The organism is Armatimonadota bacterium (genome assembly GCA_018268395.1).
Taxonomy (GTDB): domain Bacteria; phylum Armatimonadota; class Fimbriimonadia; order Fimbriimonadales; family Fimbriimonadaceae; genus JAEURO01.
Map to the genome: position 1 here is coordinate 262,900 of JAFDWQ010000005.1, position 20,983 is coordinate 283,882.

Here is a 20,983-nt window from a genome sequence, read left to right on the forward strand (position 1 = left end):
CAGGGACCTCCCTCGCTCAGTCTTGTCCCGGGGCGACGACACGCTCGAGGGCTTCGACGAGGGACCGCCGGACAGCGGGGTCCATGGTGCCCAAAACGCGGGCGGCGCGGTCGGACCTTGATCGACGCCGTGCCGACATCTGCTCCCGTCCTTCAGCAGACAAACCCACGGTCTTACACCTCTTGTCCGAGGACGAGCATGTCCGTTCGACCAGACCCGAAGCCTCGAGTTTGGTGACGAGCTGGGTCACGGCAGGCAAGCTGACGCCGAGTTCAGTGGAGAGCTCCGTCGACGACCTGGGACGGGCGAAAAGCAGGCGCATCACCCGCATTTGGGAGAGGGGAATGTCGCCAAGGGGTTCGTCCTCGACGCCAGGAAACAGGGCCCGAAGGGCGAGAGGAAGAAGTTCTTCGAGGCGCTCGGCTTCTTTGAGGACGTCGCTCACGGCCGGGCCTCCGGTGCCTCCGTTTCGGCGGCGAGGCCCGCAACGCTGGGCTGGACGAGGTCGGCCCGGGTGAGGTCTCGGTCGGTCTTCCGCCACTTTCGGATCAGGTCGTCGAACAACGTGTAGACGACAGGGACGACGAGGAGCGTCAAGATGGTCGACGTCGTCAGGCCACCGATAACGGCCGTCGCGAGAGGCGCTTGGGTCTCCGATCCCCGGCCAAGAGCGAGGGCCAAGGGGATCATGCCCATGACGGCGGCGCAGGTCGTCATCAAGATCGGCCTTAGACGGGTCGGGCCCGCCGTCAAGATGGCTTCGTCCCGAGGGACGCCCCTTCGGCGCAGTTGGTCCGTGTAATCGACCAACAGGATGCCGTTCTTGACGACGATGCCGACCAGCATCAAGAGTCCGATGAAGGCGGTCAGACCCATCGCCCGGCCTGTCAGAAAGAGGGCCAGGAACACGCCGATCGAGCAAAGGGGGACTGACGTCAAAACGACGAGCGGCATGACGAACGATTCGAACTGCGACGCGAGGAGCATGTAGATCAGGGACACCGCGAGCACGACGGCGAGCCCCATGCCTGAGAACTCTTCGGCTCGGCGCTTTTGGTTCCGGCCGAAGTCCCACCTCGTCCCCTCCGGCATGTCCGATTTGCCCATGGCCGTGGCGATGTCGGCTTGAACGTCGCTTTCCGGTCGGCCGGAGACGCGGCCCGTGATCGCGACGTACCGTTGCCGGTCGATGCGGGTGATCTCGTTCGGGCCGAGCGCGACGGTCGCAGAAGCGATGTCGCCCAGTCGGACGGTGGGCTGGACGCCTCCTGTCCGGAGGCTGGCTTGAACGGGAAGAGCCTTGAGCTGATCGATCGTCTTTCGGTCGGACTCGGGCACCTGGACGTTGATCGGGAACTGGAAGCCGTTCTCGTGGTAATAGCCGGACTGGCGGCCGGTCGTGGCGGCGTCGAGCACGGCGGCGACGTCGGAGAAGCTGATCCCGAGTTGCTCGGCCTTCGTCCGGTCGACGGTCCACTGGATCTCGGGTGCCGAATCCTGGACGCTGACGTCGACGCTTTCCAGTCCGGGTATCGACCGCATCGTCTCGGCCACGGTCTTTGCCGTCGCCGAAATCTGTTTGAGGTCCGAACCGAAAACGTCGACCTCCATGTTCGTGTTGCCTCCCGAAATGATGTTGGTCACGAGGTCGTACGGCGTGACCAAGATCCGGGCTCCGCTGATCTGACCGAGCTTTCCTTGAACCGCCTTGATGACGTCTTGCGTCTTGCGTTTCCGTGACGACTTGAGCCGGACGGTCGCGGACCCTTGGTTCGCAATGGCCGAAGACGTCGTCCCGCGGAGGCTCAGTGTCGTGCCGGAAGCCGAGAACACGGTCTCGACGTCCGGGTCGGCCATGAGGATCCGTTCGACCTCACGGACCTTCTCGTCGGTGACGGCCAGGGCGGTCCCGACGGGCATTCGGACGTTGACCGTGAAGTCGCCGCTATCGGTCTGGGGCAGCGTCTCCGACCCGACGAGCGGTATGAGGAAGACGCTGAGTCCGGTCGTCCCGGCGGCAATGCCCAAGACCGTCCAGCGGTGTTTCAGCGCCCACCGGAGCGATCCTCGGTAGCCCTCGTCCAGGGCATGGAACTTCTGGCCGAGCCAATCGAAGAGGCGGTCCAACCAACCCGCCTTGAGGCCCCGTTCGGCGCGGAGCTCCGGGTGGGCCTCGATCAGGACTTCCTCCTCCTTGATGAGCCGCGACGCCAACATCGGCACGACCGTCATCGCGTCGAGGAGGGAGACGGCGATCGAGAAGATGACGACGAGCGCGAACTGGGTGAACGTCTGTCCGGCCTGGCCCTGGATGAGGAGCAGGGGCATGAAGACGATCATGATCGTCAGGGTCGATGCGACGACGGCGGAGAGGATCTCCGTCGTGCCGGTCACGGCCGCTTCCGCGGGCTTGAGTTTGTCGCGCTCGATATGACGGAAGATGTTCTCAAGCACGACGACGGCGTCGTCGACGATCAGTCCGGTCGCCAAAGCGAGCCCACTGAGGCTGATCGTGTTCAACGTGAACCCCCCGAAGTACAGCAAGGCGAAGGTCGAGACGATCGAGAAGGGGATGCTCAGCCCGACGACCATCGTGCTCCTCACGTTGCGCAAGAACATCATGAGGATGCCGACGGCGAGGACGCCGCCGATGAGCGCCGTAGCCTTCAAGTCTTCGATCGAGTGCTCGATGAAGCCAGACTGGTCGTACGCGATATTGAACTTGAGGTCGGGATATTGTTCGAGTGCGGCTTCGACTTTCCGGTCGAGGCTCGCGGCCGTACTGACGGTGTTCGCGCCGCTCTGCTTCGAGACGATGACGCCGACGGCGGGCTGACCGTTGAGCCGAGTGTAGAGACGGGTCTCAGGATGGGTGTCGCGGACCGTGGCGACGTCGGCGAGCGAGACGATTTGGCCGTTCAGGCTTGTCAAAGGGACTTGCAGAGCGTCTTCCGGTTTGGCGAAGTTGCCGACACTTCGAATGACGAATTCGGTCTGACCCTGCCTAGCGATCCCGCCGGGAACGTTTAGGTTCTCTTCCGTCAACCTGTCGCTGACTTGTTTGAGCGACAGGTTGTAGGCTTGGAGGCGTTTGGGGTCGACGTCGACGATGACCGCTCTCGTGTCGCCGCCCGTCACGGTCGCGGCAGCGACCCCGTCGGCCGATTCGATCATCGGAGCAACCTCGGTGTCCAAGAGGGTGCGCAACTTGACCGGGTCGTCGATCCCACTGACACCATAAATGCGGATCGGCAGGGTCGACGGGTCGAATTTGAAGACGACGGGATCGCTCAATGCGTCGTCGTTGGGAAGCGACCGTTTCGCCCTTTGGACGAGCTGAAGGACGTCGACCGCGGCTTGCCCGATGTCCGTCCCCCAGTTGAATTGGATGCGGACGCTCGATTGTCCCTGGGACGTCGACGAACTGACCTGATTGACGTTCGGCGCCGAAGACACCGCCTGCTCGATAGGGCGGGTCACCTGGGTTTCCATTTCTTCCGGTGCCACGTTCGCCCAGCTCGTACTGACGACGACGGTCGGGATCGTGACCTTGGGAAGGAGGTCGATCGGTAGCCGGACGAGGCAGATGGCGCCGAGGAGCACCAGGGCCGCGATGCGCATGGTGACGGCGACGGGTCGTGTGACCGAAAACCGGGCGATGTTCACTTCTTGGCCCCGGCCTCGGCCGCCTTGGCCTTCTGGCCGTCGCGCAGCGGCGCATAGCTCAAGCGGACGACCTCTTCACCGGGCTCGAGGCCCTTCGTCACTTGGACGACGTCGGCGTCTTCGGAGCCGGTCTGCACGGTCCTCCGTTCGACCGTCCCGTCTTTCTTGAGGACGAACAGCGCTCCGTCTTTGATGGCTTCGCGGGGAACGACGACCGCGGCCCTGACTCTTTGCGTCGTCACGCCGACCTGAGCGAACATTCCCGGCCTGAACCGACGGGCGGGGTTGTCGATGCGGATCCGGAACGTGAACTGACGGGTCACCGGATCAGCGGCAGGGTTGATCTTCTCGACAGGAGCCTTCAACGTCTCGCCGGGAACGGCGTCGAAGCGGACGTCGACGGTTTGGCCGACCTTCAAGGAACCGGCGAGACCGATCGGTGCGGACACCGTCACGTACAGCCACCGGAGGTATTGGACCGTCACCACGGGCTGTCCGGGTCCGGCGACGTCCCCGAGATCGGAGCTACGGGCCGTCACCGTGCCATCGATCGGTGAGCGGAGCACAAGGTCGGCCCGGCGGGACTCGACTTGACGCAACTCGGCTTCCGCGCTCCCGACCGCGGCGCGGAGGGCGGCGATGTTCTCGCGGTACGCCTTCGTCTGGCCACGGTTCGCCCTGGCCGCTTCCCATGTCGCCTGGTTCTGGGCGTTCCTTGCCTCTGCCGCCGTCAATTCGGCGCCTAAGCGCTTCTTGTTGACGATGGCCGTCTGCTTCGCCGCGTCGAGTTGGGCCTTCGCCGAGTCTACGGAAGCCTCCGCTTGATTGACGCCTTCTTCTGCGAGACGGACCAAGTTCTCCTGGACCGTCACTTCCGTACGTGCATCGTCCAGTTCTTGCTTTGACACGTAGCCCTTGGATTCGAGGGTCGAGAGCCTGTCCGACTTCGACTTGGCGTTGGACCAGTTCGCCTTGGCCGAGGCGAGTCCGGCGCGCGACGACTTGAGGGCGGCCTCCGTGACCCTCAGTTTGGCGTTCGCGTCGCTGATCTGGTTCTGGTCGGTCTGGATCTTGGCGCCCATCGTTTGGCGCGTCTGCTCCAGGTCGGCCCGAGAACTGGTCACGCCTGCGCCTTGGACGCGGATCGAGCTCTCGATGCCCACGTTGTTCGAAGCTTCGGCGACCAGGGCCTGAGCCAGTCGCGAGCGCGCTTCGGCGACGGCCGAACGCTGTTGGAGGACAAGGGCGTCGAGTTGGGCCGGATCGAGCCGCACAAGGGCTTGGCCGACGGTGACGTCGTCCCCTTCCCGGACGGCGACGTCCGTGATCTTGCCGGTTTCCCGGGGCGAGAGTTTGGCCACGAAGGGCGACTCGACCGTCCCGACCAGGTCGACGCTTTGGACGACGTCACGGGGGCCGGCGACGGTCGTCGAGACTTGGGCCGGAGCGCCCTTTCGGGACTGTTGTTGGGCAGAGAGCGCCCGAGCCTCCGCCGCCTTCGTCGAAAGCCGCCAGGCGACCGATCCGACCACCACGGCGCCCACGACACTTGCCACCACCCACGTCCGCTTCATGTCCGCTCTCAAGATACTTAAGCTTACTTATCCTTTTCAGGACTCGTCACCGCAAAGTGGCCGTTCTTTTGTTGTTTCAGTCGGAACGTGGCCGAGGGCCCGGGCGGCTTAGGGCCAATGACATCAAATTTCCGAGAATTTTGATCCTTAGCGAACGTCGGCCGCCCTCAGAGCGTCGTTTCTTGACGAGCGGTCGCATCCACATTGTCTTCGGGCACGTGGCGAGTGACCGTCGCAGACGGGCGGCGACGCCCGCATGAGCCAGAAAATCATGATCGCAATCTTCCCGTCCTCGATATGAGGACGGGTTTTTTCATTCCCGCCCCTTTCCGCTCCTCAAAACTTCCGAGAGGACCTCGCGCAAGTCCTGCCTGGCAGCGAAGAGGCCGGACCAAGCGTCACCCCTGGTCGCGACGCGTTTCATGACCGTCCGTATGTCGAACGTCTCGGGGCCGGTGCGGCCAAGCCGCGACCATTCGACGGGGCAGGACACCGGCGCACCCGGCAGCGCACGCGGTGAATACACCGATGCCAAGGTCTTGCCCCGCGCGTTCATGTTGTAGTCGAAGAAGACCTTGCCCGGCCTCTTTTTGACCGCCCACTCCACAGTGACGCGTCCAGGGTCTGCCGCGACCAGTTCCCGGCCGATCATGGCTGCCAGCTCGCGACATTCTTCGAACGGTACGTCCCGCACTATCGGCAGAAACGCATGAAGCCCCGTCTTGCCCGAGGTCTTGAGGAACACGTCGAGCCCGAGCCGGTCCGTGAGCCGTTTGAGCTGACGGGCGACACGGACCGTCGCTTGGAACGCCTCGGGGCTCGGTTCCGGTTCCTCCCCCGGCGCCTCCTTCCCCGAGTAGACGTACGGGTCGAGGTCGAAGACGATGACGTCCGGGTAGTTCAAGGCCGAGGCGTCAAGGGCCGCTTCACTCTGTGCGAACGTCGTCGGCCGACGGTCGGCACCATCGTCGGCGGTCGTCCTTGAAAACCAGGGATGGATCTCGACCGTCCCCATCTGCCCGAGCCAGATCAACGTCCAGAGGTCGTTGCAGAGAACGTAAGATCCGGAAGAGTGCCGCGACTCCGACCAGACGTCGACGGTCTGGACGAACGCGGGCATTTTGTACGGAACGTGTTTCTGAAGGATGCGCTCGCCGGACAAGCCGTCCGGCATCCGGATCAGAGTCAAGGGCCGGTCTGCCAGGTGGGGCAAGAGCGCGGGGGCGACCGTCGCGTAGTACAAGATCAAGTCCCGCTTGGTCAGTTCGGCCCTACCGCCGTGGGCGGGCCAGAGGACCTTGTCGAGGTTCGTCAAGCGCAGCTCTCCGCCGGGCGCATCGACCTCGACGTTCTCATCGCCCGATCTCAGAGCTTCGAACACCTCGTCGACGGCTCGGTTCCGCGACGTCACTGGGGAAGCATGGGTCTTGTCCTTGTCCGGACGCATCCGGACGAAGGACGGCATTCTGAGTTTGTTTCCGGCCGTCTTTTTCATGAACTTGACCTCGACCCAGTGGACGGGTTCGACCCAGTGGACCCGGTCTGTCGGGCCGCTTCCATGGAGAGGACTGGTCTCCCTTTCGTCCGCTGCGATCCGTCCAAGGACGTCACGGGCGGTCTTGAAGTCGAACCCGGTTCCGACGTTGCCGGCATGGACGAGCCGGCCGTCCTCCGTCTGGGCCAGGACGAGCGATCCGAACGTCGTCGACCGGGCGCCCGCTCCGTCCGTCCATCCGGCGATCACGAAGTCCTCGGTCTGGACGCGTTTGACCTTAAGCCAATCGGCCGACCGTTTGCCCGGACGGTAAGTCCCTGACGTCCGTTTGGCGACGATGCCTTCGAAACCGAGCTCAAGCGACCGCCGGAGGACGTCGTCGCCATCGCCGGAGAACGAGTCCACTGTCCGGACGTGGGGGCCGCGGGGTAGGGACCGGTCTAACAGGCGCCTACGATCGTCAGCCCGGCAACCAAGGAGGTCCCAACCTCCGCTCGCTAAGAGGTCGAACACCACGTATTCGGCAGGCAGCGAACGGGACAAGGCGCCAATGTCAGGGCGCTGGGCTTGGAACCGCTCCATCGCCCTTTCGAACGAGGGGGCTCCGTCACTTCCAGCGACCACGATTTCGCCGTCCAAGACAAGGCCCGTCAGTTCGAGTCTTCGGAGCCCGTCACGGACCTCGGGAAAGAGATCCGTCACGTCAACGCCGTTACGGGACGTCAGGGTGACCTCTTGCCCTTCGACCGATGCGAGCGTCCGTAGTCCGTCCAACTTCACTTCGAACGTCCAGTCGTCACCTCGCGGCGGCTTCGGGCGCGCGGTGGCCAGCATCGGGGCCGGAACCGTCAGTCCCTTGTTACGGACCGCTCCTGGGAAAGGGCGCGCCATGGGCGGCGTCCCCCTTCCGACCTCTTTTGAGGTCAGAGGCCTTCAACCCGGATCTGACCGATTCCGTCTTTTCTGTGACGTCCGTGCGGTCGTCAGCGAACCCGTCCTGGTGCTTGATCAAGAGCCAGTTCTTCACCTCCCGCGTGCGCACCAACGTCCAAGACCCGTGCAGCTTCTTGCCGAAAAGCGTGAACGACAGTTTGCCGACTTCCAACCCTTTGGTCATGGCAGCCCGAGCTTTACGGCGATCCTCGATGGGTTCCCGGTCTTCGGTCTCCGGCACATATTCGCCTTCGTCCCAAAGGACGACTTCGCCGGCACCGTATTGACCTTCGGGAATGACGCCCTCGAACCCTCCATAGGAGACGGGATGGTCTTCGACCTGGACCGCCAGACGCTTGACCTTGGGGTCCAAGGAGGGGCCCTTTGGAACGGCCCAAGAAAGGAGGACGCCGTCGTGCTCCAGGCGGAAGTCGTAGTGGAGCCTTGTGGCGTCGTGCATCTGGACGACGAAGGACGAGCGCGCCGACCTCGACTTTTTCGGGCGGTCCGGGGGAGGTTCGGGCGTTTTCTTAAAGTCCCGCTTGGCCTTGTACTCTCGCAACACGGTCAGCCGGTCCTCCGCTTCTTCGCTTTCGGTTTGGCGGCGCCTGCGCCCTTCGCGGATTCGAGGCTGGCCCGCAGGGCGTCCATGAGGTCATAGACCTTGGTTCCGCTGGGGGCCTCGGGCGCTTCGGCCACTTCGCCGCCCTCTCGTTTGGCTTCGATCATGGCCAATAGGGCTTCGCGGTACTCGTCGCGGTGTTCCTCGGGATCGAACCGGGCCGTCATGAGGTCGATCAGGTTCTCGGCCAGGGCCAGTTGCTTCTTGTCGACCTCTCGCTTGTCGAACCCGCTCGCGGCCGGTACCCGGATCTCGTCCGGATAGTAGAGGGTCTCGAGGACGACCGTCCCGTTCCCTGGACGCAACAGGCACAAGTTCTCCTTGTTCCGCAGAGCGACCTTGCCGACCGCAGAGACGTTCTTCGACGACAAGGCCTTGAAGAACAAGGCGAACGGCTTGACGCCCGCTTCTGAAGGTTCCAGATAGTAGCTCGCGTCGTAGTACAGAGGGTCGACGTCGTCTTCGTCGACGAACGACGTGATCTCGATCGTGTGCTTGGAAGAGACGGGCAGCTTGTCCAAGTCCGCGTCCGTAACGGTCACGTACTGGCCCTTCGAGACCTCGAACCCACGGACGATGTCCTCAGGTTCGAGCGCCACGTCGTCGACCGGGCACCACTTTTTCAGCTTGATCCGAGAACCGCACGTCTTGTGCAGTTGGTGGAACCGGACGTCTTTCTCGCTCGTCGCCGGATAGAGACCGACCGGAATGCTGACCATCCCGAACGTGACCACACCGTTCCAGACCGCTCTCGCCATGAATGCTCCTCTCACCGTTCATGACGCCGGGCCGTGCGGCGTTCGACGGGACGTCCGCCAAGGACGCGGTCGGATCAGAAGTCCACGGCTCGGTGGGAAGAGTGCGAAGACAAGGCCGCCGCCCAAAGACGGTGGCTCATGACGGCTTCGTCGACCGTCGCGCAGCCGAAGCGTCCGTCAAGACGCCCTTCGCGTTCGGCCAGGTACGCGGCGAGCATCTGCAGCAGCGCGTCCGGAAAACCGAACTCGAAGATCCCTCCCGTCACGACGGGATAGGACGGCTTGTGACCCACGTCTTGCCGGATCCAGCCTTGGGAACCTCCGTCGCGATAGCTCCAAAGGGTTTTGGGCTCCTTCGTCGAAAACCGTACGCCGCACCGTGAGCCGAGGACTTCGACGCGCCAGGTGTTCGTTTCCCCCGGGGCCAACCTCTTGGTCTCCAGCCGCATGGGTGCGCCGTTTGCAAGCGTGGTGTGGAGCGTGGCGTTGTCCCACGTGTCGCAATCCGCGGTCCCGCCTCTTCCGTCCGGGCGGGTCGTCACGACGTTCTGTAACTGCGCATAGACGGAAACCGGATGAAACCCGAGTCGGAAGGGAAGGTGGACGACGTGAAGTCCAAGGTCGTTCATGACGCCCGCCTGACCGCACGTGGCCGCTTTCCGCTTCCAGTTGACCGGCTTCTTCAGGTCGAGGTCCGACGAGTGGAGGAACACACTCTGGACTTCAAGGAGGTCGCCGATGTCGTCCCGACGTAGGTGCTCGAACACGGCTTGGGCACCGGGGAAGAACGGGAACTCGGAACTGACCCGCACGAACCGTCCTGACGACCGGACGGAATCAGAAATCCTCTGTGCCGCAGCGAGGTCGATCCCGAACGGCTTTTCGGCGAGCAGGTCCTTTCCTGCAGCCACGGTCGCCGTGTAGACCTCTTCATGAAGGTCGTGCGGCACGGCCGCGTAGACGACGTCGACGTCCGGCGATGCCAGCAGTTCGCGGTAGTCAGCGGTCAAGAGGCTGACGCCCGGTACCTGTCGGAACCAGTCCAGGGCGCCAGGGTCCGTGTCGGCGACGGCGGTCAGACTGACGTCGACGGGCCGGTCAAGGAGGACGAACCACCGGGCCAAGGCGCTCGCGGTTTCGCGTCCCATGAGTCCGCCGCCGATGACGCCGATCTTGACGATGGGCTTCATGTCGCGAGGTGCCTGGCCGCCTCTGAGGCCGTCGCGCCCTCGTGGACGATGGCCATCAAGGCCCGGGTCATTCCCGACGGATCGGGGTGCTGGACGATGTTCCGGCCATAGACGATCCCTTGGACGCCTTGGCCCATCAGTGCTTCCGTCCTGGCGAGGATCTCGCCGTCCGGAGCGCGGCCGCCGCCACGGACGAGGACGGGGACCCGGGCGGTTTCCACGACACGGCGGTAGTCCGACACGTCGTCGGTCGGGTCGGCTTTGATCACGTCCGCTCCGAGTTCGACCGCTTGACGGACGAGGGGCACGATCTTGGCAGGGTCGCCGTCGACCATGTACCCACCGGACACGGAGTTCGGCCGGAACACAAGGGGCTCGACCATCAAGGGCATCCCCCAACGTTCGCACTCCGGTTTGATCTTGAGCACGTTTTGGACGCACTGGTCCGTGACGTCCGGTCGTCCAGGGATCTGGAACAGGTTGACGACGACGCAGACCGCATCGAGGCGCAAGGCTTGGCCGACCGGATCCTCGATCATCCTGCTGAACAGCGTGGTCGGCAGCTCCTTTCCGTAGACGTTGGCGACGTCCGTGCGCAGGACGAGTGAGGGCTTCTGCTTGCCAGGGATCGACTGGAGGACCGGTGCCTGGCCGACCGTCAGCTGGACCGCGTCCGGCCCGGCTGCGACGACGGTGGCCACCGTCGCTGTGATGTCCTCGATCCCGGTCAAGAACGACGCTTCGTTGAAGAAGCCGTGATCGACGGCGACGTCGAGGCAACGGCCGGAGCGGCCGTCGAAAAGTCTGCGGAGCCGAAATGACGTCATCGGTCGGGAAGAAGATACCAGTGCGTCCGGACAGCGACGCGAACGGCGTGCCTCTTCCGTCTGGAACCGATAGACATGCGCAGAGTCTTTGTGTCCGTCCTCCTCCTGGCCGTTGCCGTCGGAGCCGCCTTCGCGCAGCAGGCCGCTCCCCGGAAGATCGCTCCGAAAGACGTGCTCAAGCTCACGTGCGCCGAGGAAGAACTGCTGAACAAGGAGTACAAGGTCACCAAGGACGGCGTGATCCTCATGGACTTCTTGGGAGCGGTCGAAGTTTCCGGACTGACCGACACGGAAGCGGCCGAGCTCGTCAGCAAGAAGCTGACGCAAGAGCGCATCGTCCGGACCGCGACGGTCAAGGTCGAGTTCAAGAACGCGGCCCCGGCCGAAGGTGTTCCGACCAAGTCGCCCGAGAACAAGCCGACCGAGCCGGACAAGAAGCCTGCCGAAACGGAGAAGAAGCCGGCGGACGACGGGAAGGCCCAAGATCCGCCCCAGACCGTCCTCCCTTCGGCCGAACGGCCGATCCGACTGAGCGGCGAATTCAAAACGTGCGGCGAGCGGCCGTATCAGAGCGGGACGACGGTTTCGGCGCTCGTGAACGAAGTCGGAGCGAACGAGGGCGCCGACGTCTCCAAAATCGTCGTGAAATCGACGGACGGCTCGACCCGGTTCGTCGACGCGACGAAACCGGAACCGGGCATCGCTCTCAAACCGGGCGACGAGATCATCCTCGTGTCGACGAACGGCCCGGCCAAGGAGGTCTATGTTCTCGGAAGCGTCGCGAAGCCGGGGACGGTCAAACACCGCCCTGGCATGACGGCCAAAGCCGCGATCGAGGCTGCGGGCGGGTTCGCGGGAGCAGGCGAGAAGAAACGCGTCTCGATCGAGAGGAACGGACAGATCGTGCAGACCCTTGACGAGACCAAGGCCAACGCCGACCTCGTGATCCAGCCGGAAGACCGTGTGCTCGTCGAAACCGGCGAAAGCCGCGCGTACATCAAGGTGGACGGGGCGGTCAAGAGCCCGGGCTATTTCGTCGCCACACCGGGCATGAAGCTGAGCGAGGCCGTCGCTGCGGCCGGCGGGTTTGCCGCGAAGGCGAAGACCAAAAAGGTCCAGGTCACGTCGAACGGTGGCAAGGCGCGCACGATCGACTTCGATGAAATCGAGCAGGGTTACATGGGCGACGTGCTCCTTCAGCCTGGGGACCAAGTGGTCGTCCCTGGACAGAAGCGGAAGGACGACACGCTTCTGAAACTGGGAGGCGGCTTGGCCGCGTTCTGGCTCCTCTTCGGGCGATGAAGTGGGACCGGTCGAAGGGCCGTCCAGAGCCGATCAAGGCCCTGAACAGGATCCTCGAACGGGAGAACGGCGAGCCGCTTGTTGACATGCGGCTCGCCGCTCCGTCTTTGGTCGCGATGAGGCCGGTCGTCATACCGTGGTGCCGCGAAAGCGTCGCAACGATGGCCGAGGCCGCTGCGCGTTCGTTGCCGTCCGGAACCAAGTTAGGCTATGTCGAGGCATGGCGCCCTTGGATCCGTCAAAAGCGCATTTTCGATTGGATGTGGGCGTGTCTGGAAGAGGCCCGGCCAGGTTTGCCTTATGCGACGATGAGAAGGACCGTCTGCCGGTGGGTGGCGCCCGTCGACCAGAAGGCGCCGCCGGGGCATTGTACGGGAGCGGCACTCGACGTGTACCTGCTCGGTCCCGAAGGGAAGGAGTTGGACGTCACGTCGCCGTTCGACCGGTTCCGATCGACGCCGACCTATACGTTCGGACTCTCGGACGAAGCGTCCCGAAACCGGACGCTCTTGGTCGAGACGATGACCGGGGCCGGATTTTCGAACTGCCGTGACGAGTATTGGCACTACTCCTACGGCGACGCCGGATGGGCCGTCCGTACCGGTCGCGGCGAGTGCTTTTACGGACTCGTCGAGTTGCCCGAATCGGAGTGGTATCAGAACCAGATCGAGTGGGAAGCCAAGCTTGAAGACCGGATCAACCCTTTCCTTTCTCCGGCCCCTTAGGCACCACGATCGACTTCAACCAGTCTAACGGCATGCGCGGTCCTTGCGGGCGGAAACCAGGCAAGGCGACATGGACGACGTCGAGCGCGATCCCGGCCCGTTGCACCATCGGGCATTCGAACCGGAAATTGGTCACGCCCTTGGGAAGTTCGATGTCTCCGAACTTGTACCAGCCAAACCCGTCGCCGTAATAGCTGAGCGGCTTCTCAGGCGGGCCGAGGACCTTGTCGCCGACGGCCATACGGACCTGGCTCCTTAATGCCGCCGGGATCCGGGCCGCGATCCAGACTTCGTACTGGCCAGGAAGTCGCGGGGCGAGAGGATATTCCGCAAAGAGCGGGACGCCGAACGATGGGAGCCGGGCCGAAGTCGCCAAGACGGTGTCGCTTGCGGCACCGGGAACGGGCCCCGTTTCGCCGAAATTGTGCCTCGGGGAACGCGTGGCCGCGATCCAGAGGTAAGGGGCGGCACGCGGCGCGATGCGCTCCAGTTGGGCCCGCAGCGTCAAGAAGCTGGCACCGGGCGTCCGGTCGAAGGCCTTGACGGCGTCGAGGAACTGGAACCGTTCTCGTCCGGTGGGGTTGACCAGGTTCTCGTTCGCGTCGAGCAGCTTTGTGATCTCGCCGGACGTCTCGGCGAACGCGACGGTCGGGACCGGGAGCTCGCTCGATCCCCGGAAGACGAGCGGCGTTGTCGGGACTTCGAGCTCGATCTCGTTCTTCTTTTTCCGGAACGGGACGGCGGTGCCTTGCACGTCTTCGACGGTCACTGTCTTCACGTCCGAAACCCGGACGGAGACCTTGCGGGGGACCGTCGTCGACCAGAGGACATAGACGTTCTGTCCGGCCGCGGACTCATAGCCTTCGAAGTCGGACCCGTACAGGACGCGGCGTCCTTGCCCCGGGGACGGGAGCCAGAGGAGACCGCCCGTCAATCGGGAGGGGAAGGCCGGGTCTTGGGCCGCTTCTGGATAGAACAGGGCCTTGGGCCGCCACTCGGCCGAAGAGACATCGGTCGCCCGTGTCGCGGCGAGCCGGCCGACCGCCTGACGCTGACCGTCGTCTTGGGCTTCGAAGAACCAGGCGCGAACACCGAGCGATTCGAGGTCCATGACCGTGTCTTCGACGCTTTGTCCGGCGTTGAGCCCTGTCGCGGCGACAAGTCCTGGTTTCTCGCGTCGCAACACGCTGGAGACGGGCCTCGCGCTCGTGTCCCAGAGCGACATCGCGGACTCGCCCGATGGCCGAAACGCGACGCCGTCGATCGTCGAGTCCCGGGTGCTGTACGGGCCGTCCCATCCCGACCAGGTCGAGAGGACGGGTGCGTCGATCTGGAGTCGGATGTTGTCCAGCAGTGTCTGGAGACGTCTCCGGGCGACGTTGGCGACGACCGTCCGGACGTCCCTCCATGCGAGGGACGACTGACGGTCGACCGGGTAGAGCCTGTCCGTATCGGCGTCCCAGAGGTCGGCCACGCCGCGCGTTTCCGACCAGAGCGGGACCAGCCGGGCAAGCTTGTCGAATCGGTCGAGGTCGTTCGCCGAGAGGCCCCAGGCCTTCGTGGCCGTCGAGACGCTCGTGTACTTGGTCTCGAGGAACGCCACCATCTCCGTCAGGAAAAGCCTGGATTTCGGGACGACGGACGCGTCAGCACCGGGGAACGCCAGTTCCGACCCGAGCGGATCGACGAGCCCCCGGAACCCAGGGCCAGGCGGCGCGGTCTTGAGGAACCCGAGCAAGCGGTCGCGCTGAGCGTCGAGCCCCTCGTAGAAGTCGGTCGCCTCGACGGTCTTCCCGACGGGATAGACCAGTAGCGTGTGAGGAAGTTCGACCAGTGGATCGATCGATGTTCGGAGGCGGCCGTCGACGGTCTTTTCACGACGCGACCACCGGACGCTTCCGTCCCTCTGGACGGCCATGACGAGGAGCGCTTCGTCGGTCTCGGGCATCGGGACGTCGACGAACGTCTTCTTCGTGACGTCCGAAATCCGGAACCCGCCGGGTTCGACGGTCACGCCGGAACCGACGGGGGCGGCCGTCATGATCCGGGCCATGTAGGTCATGCCCGCTTCGTCGAGTTCTTTACAGGCTTCGGACCAGGATTTGGGGTCGTCGAGGGTGAAATCGAGAAGGACGTCGCGCACTCCGGCCGCCTTGGCCTGTCGCACGGCGCTCACGTTCGCAGGGATCTCAAGACCGACGGGCAGATACGGTCTCCCGCCCCAGATCAAGGCATTGTTCTCGTTGATGGACCAGGCCGACGGACGGCCCAGGACGAGGGCCATGATCAGGGGCGCCGTCATGGGAGCAAGCCTACCTGAGGGGGTATCGTCAGCCCGTGATCCCGACGGTGACGGACATCGATCAAACGTGCCTCAAGGTCGTTCGCGGACTGGCGATCGACGCCGTTCAGAAAGCGAACTCCGGGCATCCGGGAATGCCGATGGGCGCGGCCGCGATGGCCCACGCGCTGTGGACCCGTCACCTTAAACACGATCCGTCCGACCCGAAGTGGCCGGACAGGGACCGCTTCGTCCTGTCTGCTGGGCATGGTTCGATGCTCCTCTACGCCCTGTTGTTCTTGACGGGCTATGAGTTGACGCTCGAGGACATCAAGAGGTTCAGACAGTGGGGAAGCGCGACACCGGGGCATCCAGAGAACTTCGTGACTCCCGGAGTCGAAATGGCGACCGGCCCCTTGGGCCAGGGGATCTCGACCGCCGTCGGCATGGCGATCGCCGAGCGGTATCTGGCCGCCCGCTACAACCGGGACGACCATCACATCGTCGACCACCGCACGTACGTGATCGCCAGCGACGGCGACCTGATGGAGGGCGTGGCCAACGAAGCCTGTTCGCTTGCCGGACATCTGGGCTTGAACAAGCTGACGGTCCTTTACGACGACAACCGGATCACGATCGACGGACGGACCGATCTCGCCTACTCCGAGAACGTCCCGGCCAAGTTCGAGGCGATCGGATGGTCGGTGCTCTCTTGCGACGGCATGGACGTCGAAGCCGTCGACGCCTGCATCAGGGCGGCGCGCGAAAGCGCGGACAAGCCGACGCTCATCGTCTGCAAGACCACGATCGGTTACGGGTCGCCCAACAAAGCAGGCACCGCCGGAGTCCACGGTTCGCCGCTCGGTGTGGACGAAGCCGCCTTGACCAAGCGTGCGCTCGGCATCCCTGACGACCAAGAGTTCTGGATCGACGACGATGCGATCCGCTTCTACCGTTCGGCCCTCACGCGGGGCCGTGAGGCGCACGGGGCTTGGAACGACGCCATGGCCCGTTATGCCGAGGCTTTTCCCGACGAAGCCGACGCTTACCGGAAGTCGCTGACCTGCGAACCGGGGACCGATTGGACGGCGGACCTGCCCGTGTTCGACGCCGACGAGGCGACCCGCGACTCCAGCGGCAAAGTCTTGAACGCGGTCGCGGGTTCTTTCCCGGACCTCTTGTCCGGCTCTGCAGACCTGACCGACAATGTCAAGACCCGGATCAAGGGCTCGCCCGAGTTCTCGAAGGTCGAGCCGACGGGACGGAACCTGGCCTTGGGCGTCCGGGAACACGCGATGGCGGCCGCTTTTAACGGGATCACGCTCCACGGAGGCACAAGGGCCTGTGGCGGGAGCTTCCTCATCTTCAGCGACTATTGCCGGCCCTCGATCCGCCTGGCCGCCTTGATGGAGTGTCCGACCGTCTTCGTGTTCTCGCACGATTCGATCGGCTTGGGCGAAGACGGCCCGACCCATCAGCCGATCGAGCAGATCGCGAGCCTGCGCGCGGTCCCGAACCTCAACGTGATGCGTCCTGCCGACGGGAACGAGACGTCCGCCTGTTGGAAGGTCGCTCTGGAAGCCAAGAAGACGCCGAGCATGATCGTGCTCACGCGGCAAAAGGTCAAGCTCTTGACGCCGGGCATGGTCACGAGGCACCCTGCCGAAAAGGGCGCCTACGTCGTGCGGGAAGCCTCGGGCGGGGCCCCGGCGATGATCCTGATCGGGACGGGTTCGGAACTCGGCTTGGCCGTCGCTGCCGGTGAGGCGCTCGAAGCACAAGGCGTCGCGACGCGGGTCGTGTCGATGCCGTCGTGGTTCTTGTTCGAGAAGCAATCGGACAGCTATCGCGGGTCCGTCCTTCCCAAGGGCGTGCCGACCGTTTCGGTCGAAGCCGCGTCCACGTTCGGCTGGGCCAAGTACGCCCAGGCACACGTCGGCATCGACCACTTCGGCGCATCGGCGCCCGCCGACGTCCTCTTCCGTGAGTTCGGCTTCACGGTCGAGAACGTCGTCGCGACGGCCCAATCGTTGCTCGGCTAAAGCGGCGGCTTTTTCGGTCCGCGGCCGCCGATCGCGATGCCTTCACGCATTTGGGCTTTCGAAGCAGCGACGGCTTCTCGGAACTTCTGTGGCAGGTCGTTGAATGCCCCGCTCTTCGTGTTCTCAGGAAGGAGGACGTCGCTGAAGTCGCCCCGGTGGACCGATTTGTTGCCGAACGTCAGGTGGGATTCGACGAGGGTCGTGAGAGAAGGCCGGAACTGGTCGAACTTCAGCATCTTCGACTGGAGGTCGGGGATGCGGTCGTTCTCGCTCAGCGCTTCCATTTGAGCCAGCCCTTCGGCCGTCATGAAGCGTCCTCCCCGTGTGCCCTTGATCGACGCGTAAACGCTGTCCATCGGCGTGAACTTCAACCGGAACTCGCCCATCGCGGGCAAGCCTTGGGGGTAGGCCTCTGTCGGTTCGTTGTGCAACCCGTCGGCGGGCGGCTCTTGCGGGCGGTCGCCCTCCCCGGTGGAGATGCCGATGCCGATGAAGTCTCCTTCGCCGAAGATCGAACCGCCTGTCGACTGCCCGTACACGGTGCGTTCGAGCATCGCGATCTGGGCTTGGCTCATCGTGCCGATGCGGAAGACGGTCTCCGGTTTCGGATTGTCGAAGACCTGCCGGTCCAACGTCCCCAAGAGTTGGTAAAGGCCTGGATTCTGGTCCATCGGGAACTGAAGGTCTTCGGCCACGAACGGCTCGATCGCTCGAAGCGTGACGATCCCGAAGTTCGTCGAATCCGGAACAGTGCCGAGGCTGGCGGCGAAGCGGGAGAGCTCCTGAAGGCGGGCATAGCCCTTCGAGACGACCGCACCGTAAAGGGTCTTGGCACTCGCCCGGCGCATCTGCGACGTACGGGACACAAGCCAGTCGTCCGCCGTCAAGACGGCCCAATCCCCTTCGTGCGTCATCGACGCCTTGCCCGTGTTCAAGGCGGGGAAAAGGTCGGCGACCTTGCCGCCTTTGGCCAGCGCCTTGGCGATCGGCATGATGACCGTGTCCGGCAGTGCGGCGACGATGTCGAGGCCGCTTTGTTTCGAAAGCGCGGACAAAGCTTCGGAGACGAAGGTGCCTTGAGGATCGGTGCGGACCGGATCGGCCAAGGCGGCCAGGGCCTCCCGCGAGAGGACGGGGGTCGCGGTGGGGCTGTCCGAAGCGATCCGGAACACGGCGCCGCCGCTTCCGCTGGTGGAGATCGCGAACGAGCTCTGGTTGCCGCCGTCGTCGCCGGACGTCGTGACGAAGTTCACGGCGAGTTCCTTGCCCAGCGCGGACAGGTCGATCGTGCCGTCGGGCTTCAAACCACTGTCCGCAGCGGTCTTGGCTTCAGTCTTCGGCGCGATCCAGGCGCTCGCCGTACCGACGTACGTACCGCTGCCGTCTGCGATCTTGAGCTCGACGTTGACCCCTTCGAAGTTCCCGCGCCGGGTCAGGACCAGAAGGACTTCTTGGACGCTGCCTTGCAGCGGTTTGGCCGAGAGGTCGAGCCCGCCTCGGACCGAGACGTTGGGAGGATCGACGTTCGGGCCGGACAGGGCGCGGACGAGCGTCTCGTGCGAGCGGACGAACGTGTCGATGAGATTGTTGGCCGAGAACGGCAACCGTTTCTGCACGTTCGTCGGCGTCGTCGCATAGACCAAGCGCTGGCCAGGCCCGACCGAGGCGAGCACGGAAGCGGGCAGCTTGCGCAGGGCCTCGAGCAGGGCGGGCGTCGCCGGCGTGACCGTGGACGACGAGCCCTTCATGATGTTGATCGTGCCGTTGCCGATGTCCGGGTTGTTCGCCCGCACGTTCGCGAGGATGTCGTTGCGTTCTTTACGCTCCTTCTCGATCAGTTTGGCGACGTGCTCCGACGTCCACTTGCCGTCGTCGGCACGCTTGTCCAAGAACGTCTTGACCGCCTCTTCGTAGCCATGGACGCGCCGTTGGGCTTGGGCCAGTTCCATCGCCCGGACATCGTCCTTGTCCCTTTCCAGGCGTTTGCCGTTCCGGGTGTCCGTCCATTTGCCGTGAAGGACGGTGGCGATGCGGTCGAGGAGGTCTTTGACGGTGACGTCGGTGACGCTCAGGTAGAGCGGCTCGTCGACGAAGTCGCTCGCGGCGTCGAGTTCGAGACCGGCGACCTTGGAGAGTTCGGCAAGGGCCTTCTTCGGCTCCATGGCAGGGGCCGAGAAACTGACCGTCTTGTCGAGTTGGGCATGAGAGACCACGGCCAGGGCAGCAAGGCCCAACGTGCCGCAAAACGATGGCAACTTCACGTCACACATATACCGGTTCCAGGTTGGCGAAGGTTCCGCAGCGGCCCCCTTGCCAGGGGCCGCATTACCCTCCGAGACCCGGCACCGGGTGGTATAAAACCATGGGCACCTCAACGTCGCGGGCCCGAGCACGATCCTCCCCATTCCACCTGCAGGGACTTTCATGGCCAAAGCCAAGCTCGAATCTCAGACCGAATCGCCCGCATTGCTCGAGGACTTCTACCGACAGATGCTCCTCATCCGGCACTTCGAAGAGAAGTGCAACTTCGCCTATCGCCAAGGCAAGGTCGGAGGCTACATGCACGTCTACATCGGCATGGAAGCCACCGCGATCGGCTTCAACGCCGCCCTCAAGCAGGGTTGGGACTACGTCATGGCCGCCTACCGCGACCATCCCCAGCCGCTCCTCATGGGCAGCGACCCCGTCGCGGTCATGGCGGAGATCATGGGGCGCAAGGGCGGGCTGAGCAAGGGCAAGGGCGGTTCGATGCACCTATACGACATCGAGCGGGGCTTCTTCGGCGGCTGGGGCATCGTCGGCGGGCACAACGCGCTGGCGACCGGTCTCGCGTTCGCGGCCAAGTACCGCGGCGAAGACCGGGTCACGGTGTGCTATCTCGGCGACGGCGCCGCCAACGCGGGCGTGTTCTTCGAGGTGCTCAACATGGCCTCGCTGTGGGACCTGCCGATCGTCTACGTCATCGAGAACAACGAGTTCGCGATGGGGACGCGGCTCGAATACCACGCGAGCGACCCCGAGCTTTGGAAGCGCGGCCTGCCTTTCGCGATGGAGTGCGAGCGCATCGACGGCATGGACGTCCTCCAGGTCTACAAGGACGCCCGGCGCATCGTCGACCGGACGCGGAAGACCTCGCGGCCCTGCGTGATCGAGGTCATGAACTACCGCTTCGCCGGCCATGGCGCGGCCGATAACGACCGTCAGCTTTACAGGACGAAGGAAGAGGAAGAGAAGGCGGCCCACCGCGACCCGCTCCCTCGGCTGGAGAAGATCCTCATCGAGCGCAACGTCATGACGCGCGAAAAGATGGAAGCGATCGACGAGGAGATCCGCGCCGAGGTCGACAAGATCTACGAAGCGGCCGACGCGGTCCCGTTCCCCGATCCGAGCGAGGTGTACGACGACGTCTACACCGACATGGAGCCCGAGAAGGGGCACTGAGGCGCGCCCGAGGATCTAGGCGGACCGGCCCGTCGCCGTCCCGTCGACCCGGTGCTTCGTGCCGCGAACCCTCGTGTCGACGCGGAAAAGCCGATGCTTCTCCCCATGAACACGAGGGTTTACGCCA

At 64.3% G+C, this 20,983-nt stretch carries 14 protein-coding genes; 4 read left to right on the forward strand and 10 right to left on the reverse strand.

From position 1 onward, the window contains the following. Nucleotides 1–16: 16 nt before the first annotated feature. The 8 genes from JST30_10950 to JST30_10985 all read right to left on the reverse strand — a co-directional run bounded on the left by JST30_10950 (nucleotide 17) and on the right by JST30_10985 (nucleotide 11,065). The gene (locus JST30_10950) at nucleotides 17–445 is read right to left on the reverse strand and encodes a MarR family transcriptional regulator (protein MBS1714839.1); all 429 of its coding nucleotides are present in this window, start codon (nucleotides 443–445) and stop codon (nucleotides 17–19) included. Beyond that, nucleotides 442–3,666, reverse strand: coding sequence for an efflux RND transporter permease subunit (locus JST30_10955; protein MBS1714840.1), 3,225 nt, complete (start codon nucleotides 3,664–3,666; stop codon nucleotides 442–444). Before JST30_10955 ends, JST30_10950 begins: the two co-directional genes overlap by 4 nt. Continuing rightward, on the reverse strand, nucleotides 3,663–5,240 hold the full coding sequence (locus JST30_10960) for an efflux RND transporter periplasmic adaptor subunit (GenBank protein ID MBS1714841.1): 1,578 nt from the start codon (nucleotides 5,238–5,240) through the stop codon (nucleotides 3,663–3,665). The genes JST30_10955 and JST30_10960 overlap by 4 nt, the downstream gene beginning before the upstream one ends. 313 nt (nucleotides 5,241–5,553) lie before the next feature. Further along, a complete protein-coding gene (ligD, locus tag JST30_10965; protein MBS1714842.1) occupies nucleotides 5,554–7,626 on the reverse strand; it encodes a non-homologous end-joining DNA ligase in 2,073 nt (690 codons plus the stop codon). Further along, nucleotides 7,595–8,239: a hypothetical protein gene (locus JST30_10970; protein ID MBS1714843.1), complete on the reverse strand. Its 645-nt coding sequence runs from the start codon at nucleotides 8,237–8,239 to the stop codon at nucleotides 7,595–7,597. Before JST30_10970 ends, ligD begins: the two co-directional genes overlap by 32 nt. Then, on the reverse strand, nucleotides 8,236–9,048 hold the full coding sequence (locus JST30_10975; protein MBS1714844.1) for a Ku protein: 813 nt from the start codon (nucleotides 9,046–9,048) through the stop codon (nucleotides 8,236–8,238). The genes JST30_10970 and JST30_10975 overlap by 4 nt, the downstream gene beginning before the upstream one ends. A 74-nt stretch (nucleotides 9,049–9,122) precedes the next feature. Further along, nucleotides 9,123–10,238: a Gfo/Idh/MocA family oxidoreductase gene (locus JST30_10980; GenBank protein MBS1714845.1), complete on the reverse strand. Its 1,116-nt coding sequence runs from the start codon at nucleotides 10,236–10,238 to the stop codon at nucleotides 9,123–9,125. Beyond that, nucleotides 10,235–11,065 (reverse strand): aldolase, encoded by an 831-nt coding sequence (locus JST30_10985; GenBank protein ID MBS1714846.1) that lies wholly within the window; start codon nucleotides 11,063–11,065, stop codon nucleotides 10,235–10,237. The genes JST30_10980 and JST30_10985 overlap by 4 nt, the downstream gene beginning before the upstream one ends. A gap of 75 nt (nucleotides 11,066–11,140) precedes the next feature. Between JST30_10985 and JST30_10990 the strand changes: the two genes are divergently transcribed. Together JST30_10990 and JST30_10995 are read left to right on the forward strand one after the other, a co-directional pair. Continuing rightward, on the forward strand, nucleotides 11,141–12,367 hold the full coding sequence (locus JST30_10990; GenBank protein ID MBS1714847.1) for a polysaccharide biosynthesis/export family protein: 1,227 nt from the start codon (nucleotides 11,141–11,143) through the stop codon (nucleotides 12,365–12,367). Next, a complete protein-coding gene (locus tag JST30_10995; protein MBS1714848.1) occupies nucleotides 12,364–13,092 on the forward strand; it encodes a dipeptidase in 729 nt (242 codons plus the stop codon). Before JST30_10990 ends, JST30_10995 begins: the two co-directional genes overlap by 4 nt. Here JST30_10995 and JST30_11000 read toward each other — a convergent pair. Further along, a complete protein-coding gene (locus tag JST30_11000; protein MBS1714849.1) occupies nucleotides 13,064–15,394 on the reverse strand; it encodes a hypothetical protein in 2,331 nt (776 codons plus the stop codon). The genes JST30_10995 and JST30_11000 overlap by 29 nt on opposite strands. Nucleotides 15,395–15,432: 38 nt before the next feature. Between JST30_11000 and tkt the strand changes: the two genes are divergently transcribed. Then, a complete protein-coding gene (tkt, locus tag JST30_11005; protein ID MBS1714850.1) occupies nucleotides 15,433–17,415 on the forward strand; it encodes a transketolase in 1,983 nt (660 codons plus the stop codon). Here tkt and JST30_11010 read toward each other — a convergent pair. After that, nucleotides 17,412–19,676: a hypothetical protein gene (locus JST30_11010; protein MBS1714851.1), complete on the reverse strand. Its 2,265-nt coding sequence runs from the start codon at nucleotides 19,674–19,676 to the stop codon at nucleotides 17,412–17,414. The genes tkt and JST30_11010 overlap by 4 nt on opposite strands. A 163-nt stretch (nucleotides 19,677–19,839) precedes the next feature. Between JST30_11010 and pdhA the strand changes: the two genes are divergently transcribed. Continuing rightward, nucleotides 19,840–20,856 (forward strand): pyruvate dehydrogenase (acetyl-transferring) E1 component subunit alpha, encoded by a 1,017-nt coding sequence (pdhA, locus tag JST30_11015; GenBank protein ID MBS1714852.1) that lies wholly within the window; start codon nucleotides 19,840–19,842, stop codon nucleotides 20,854–20,856. The last annotated feature ends 127 nt before the right edge of the window (nucleotides 20,857–20,983 follow it).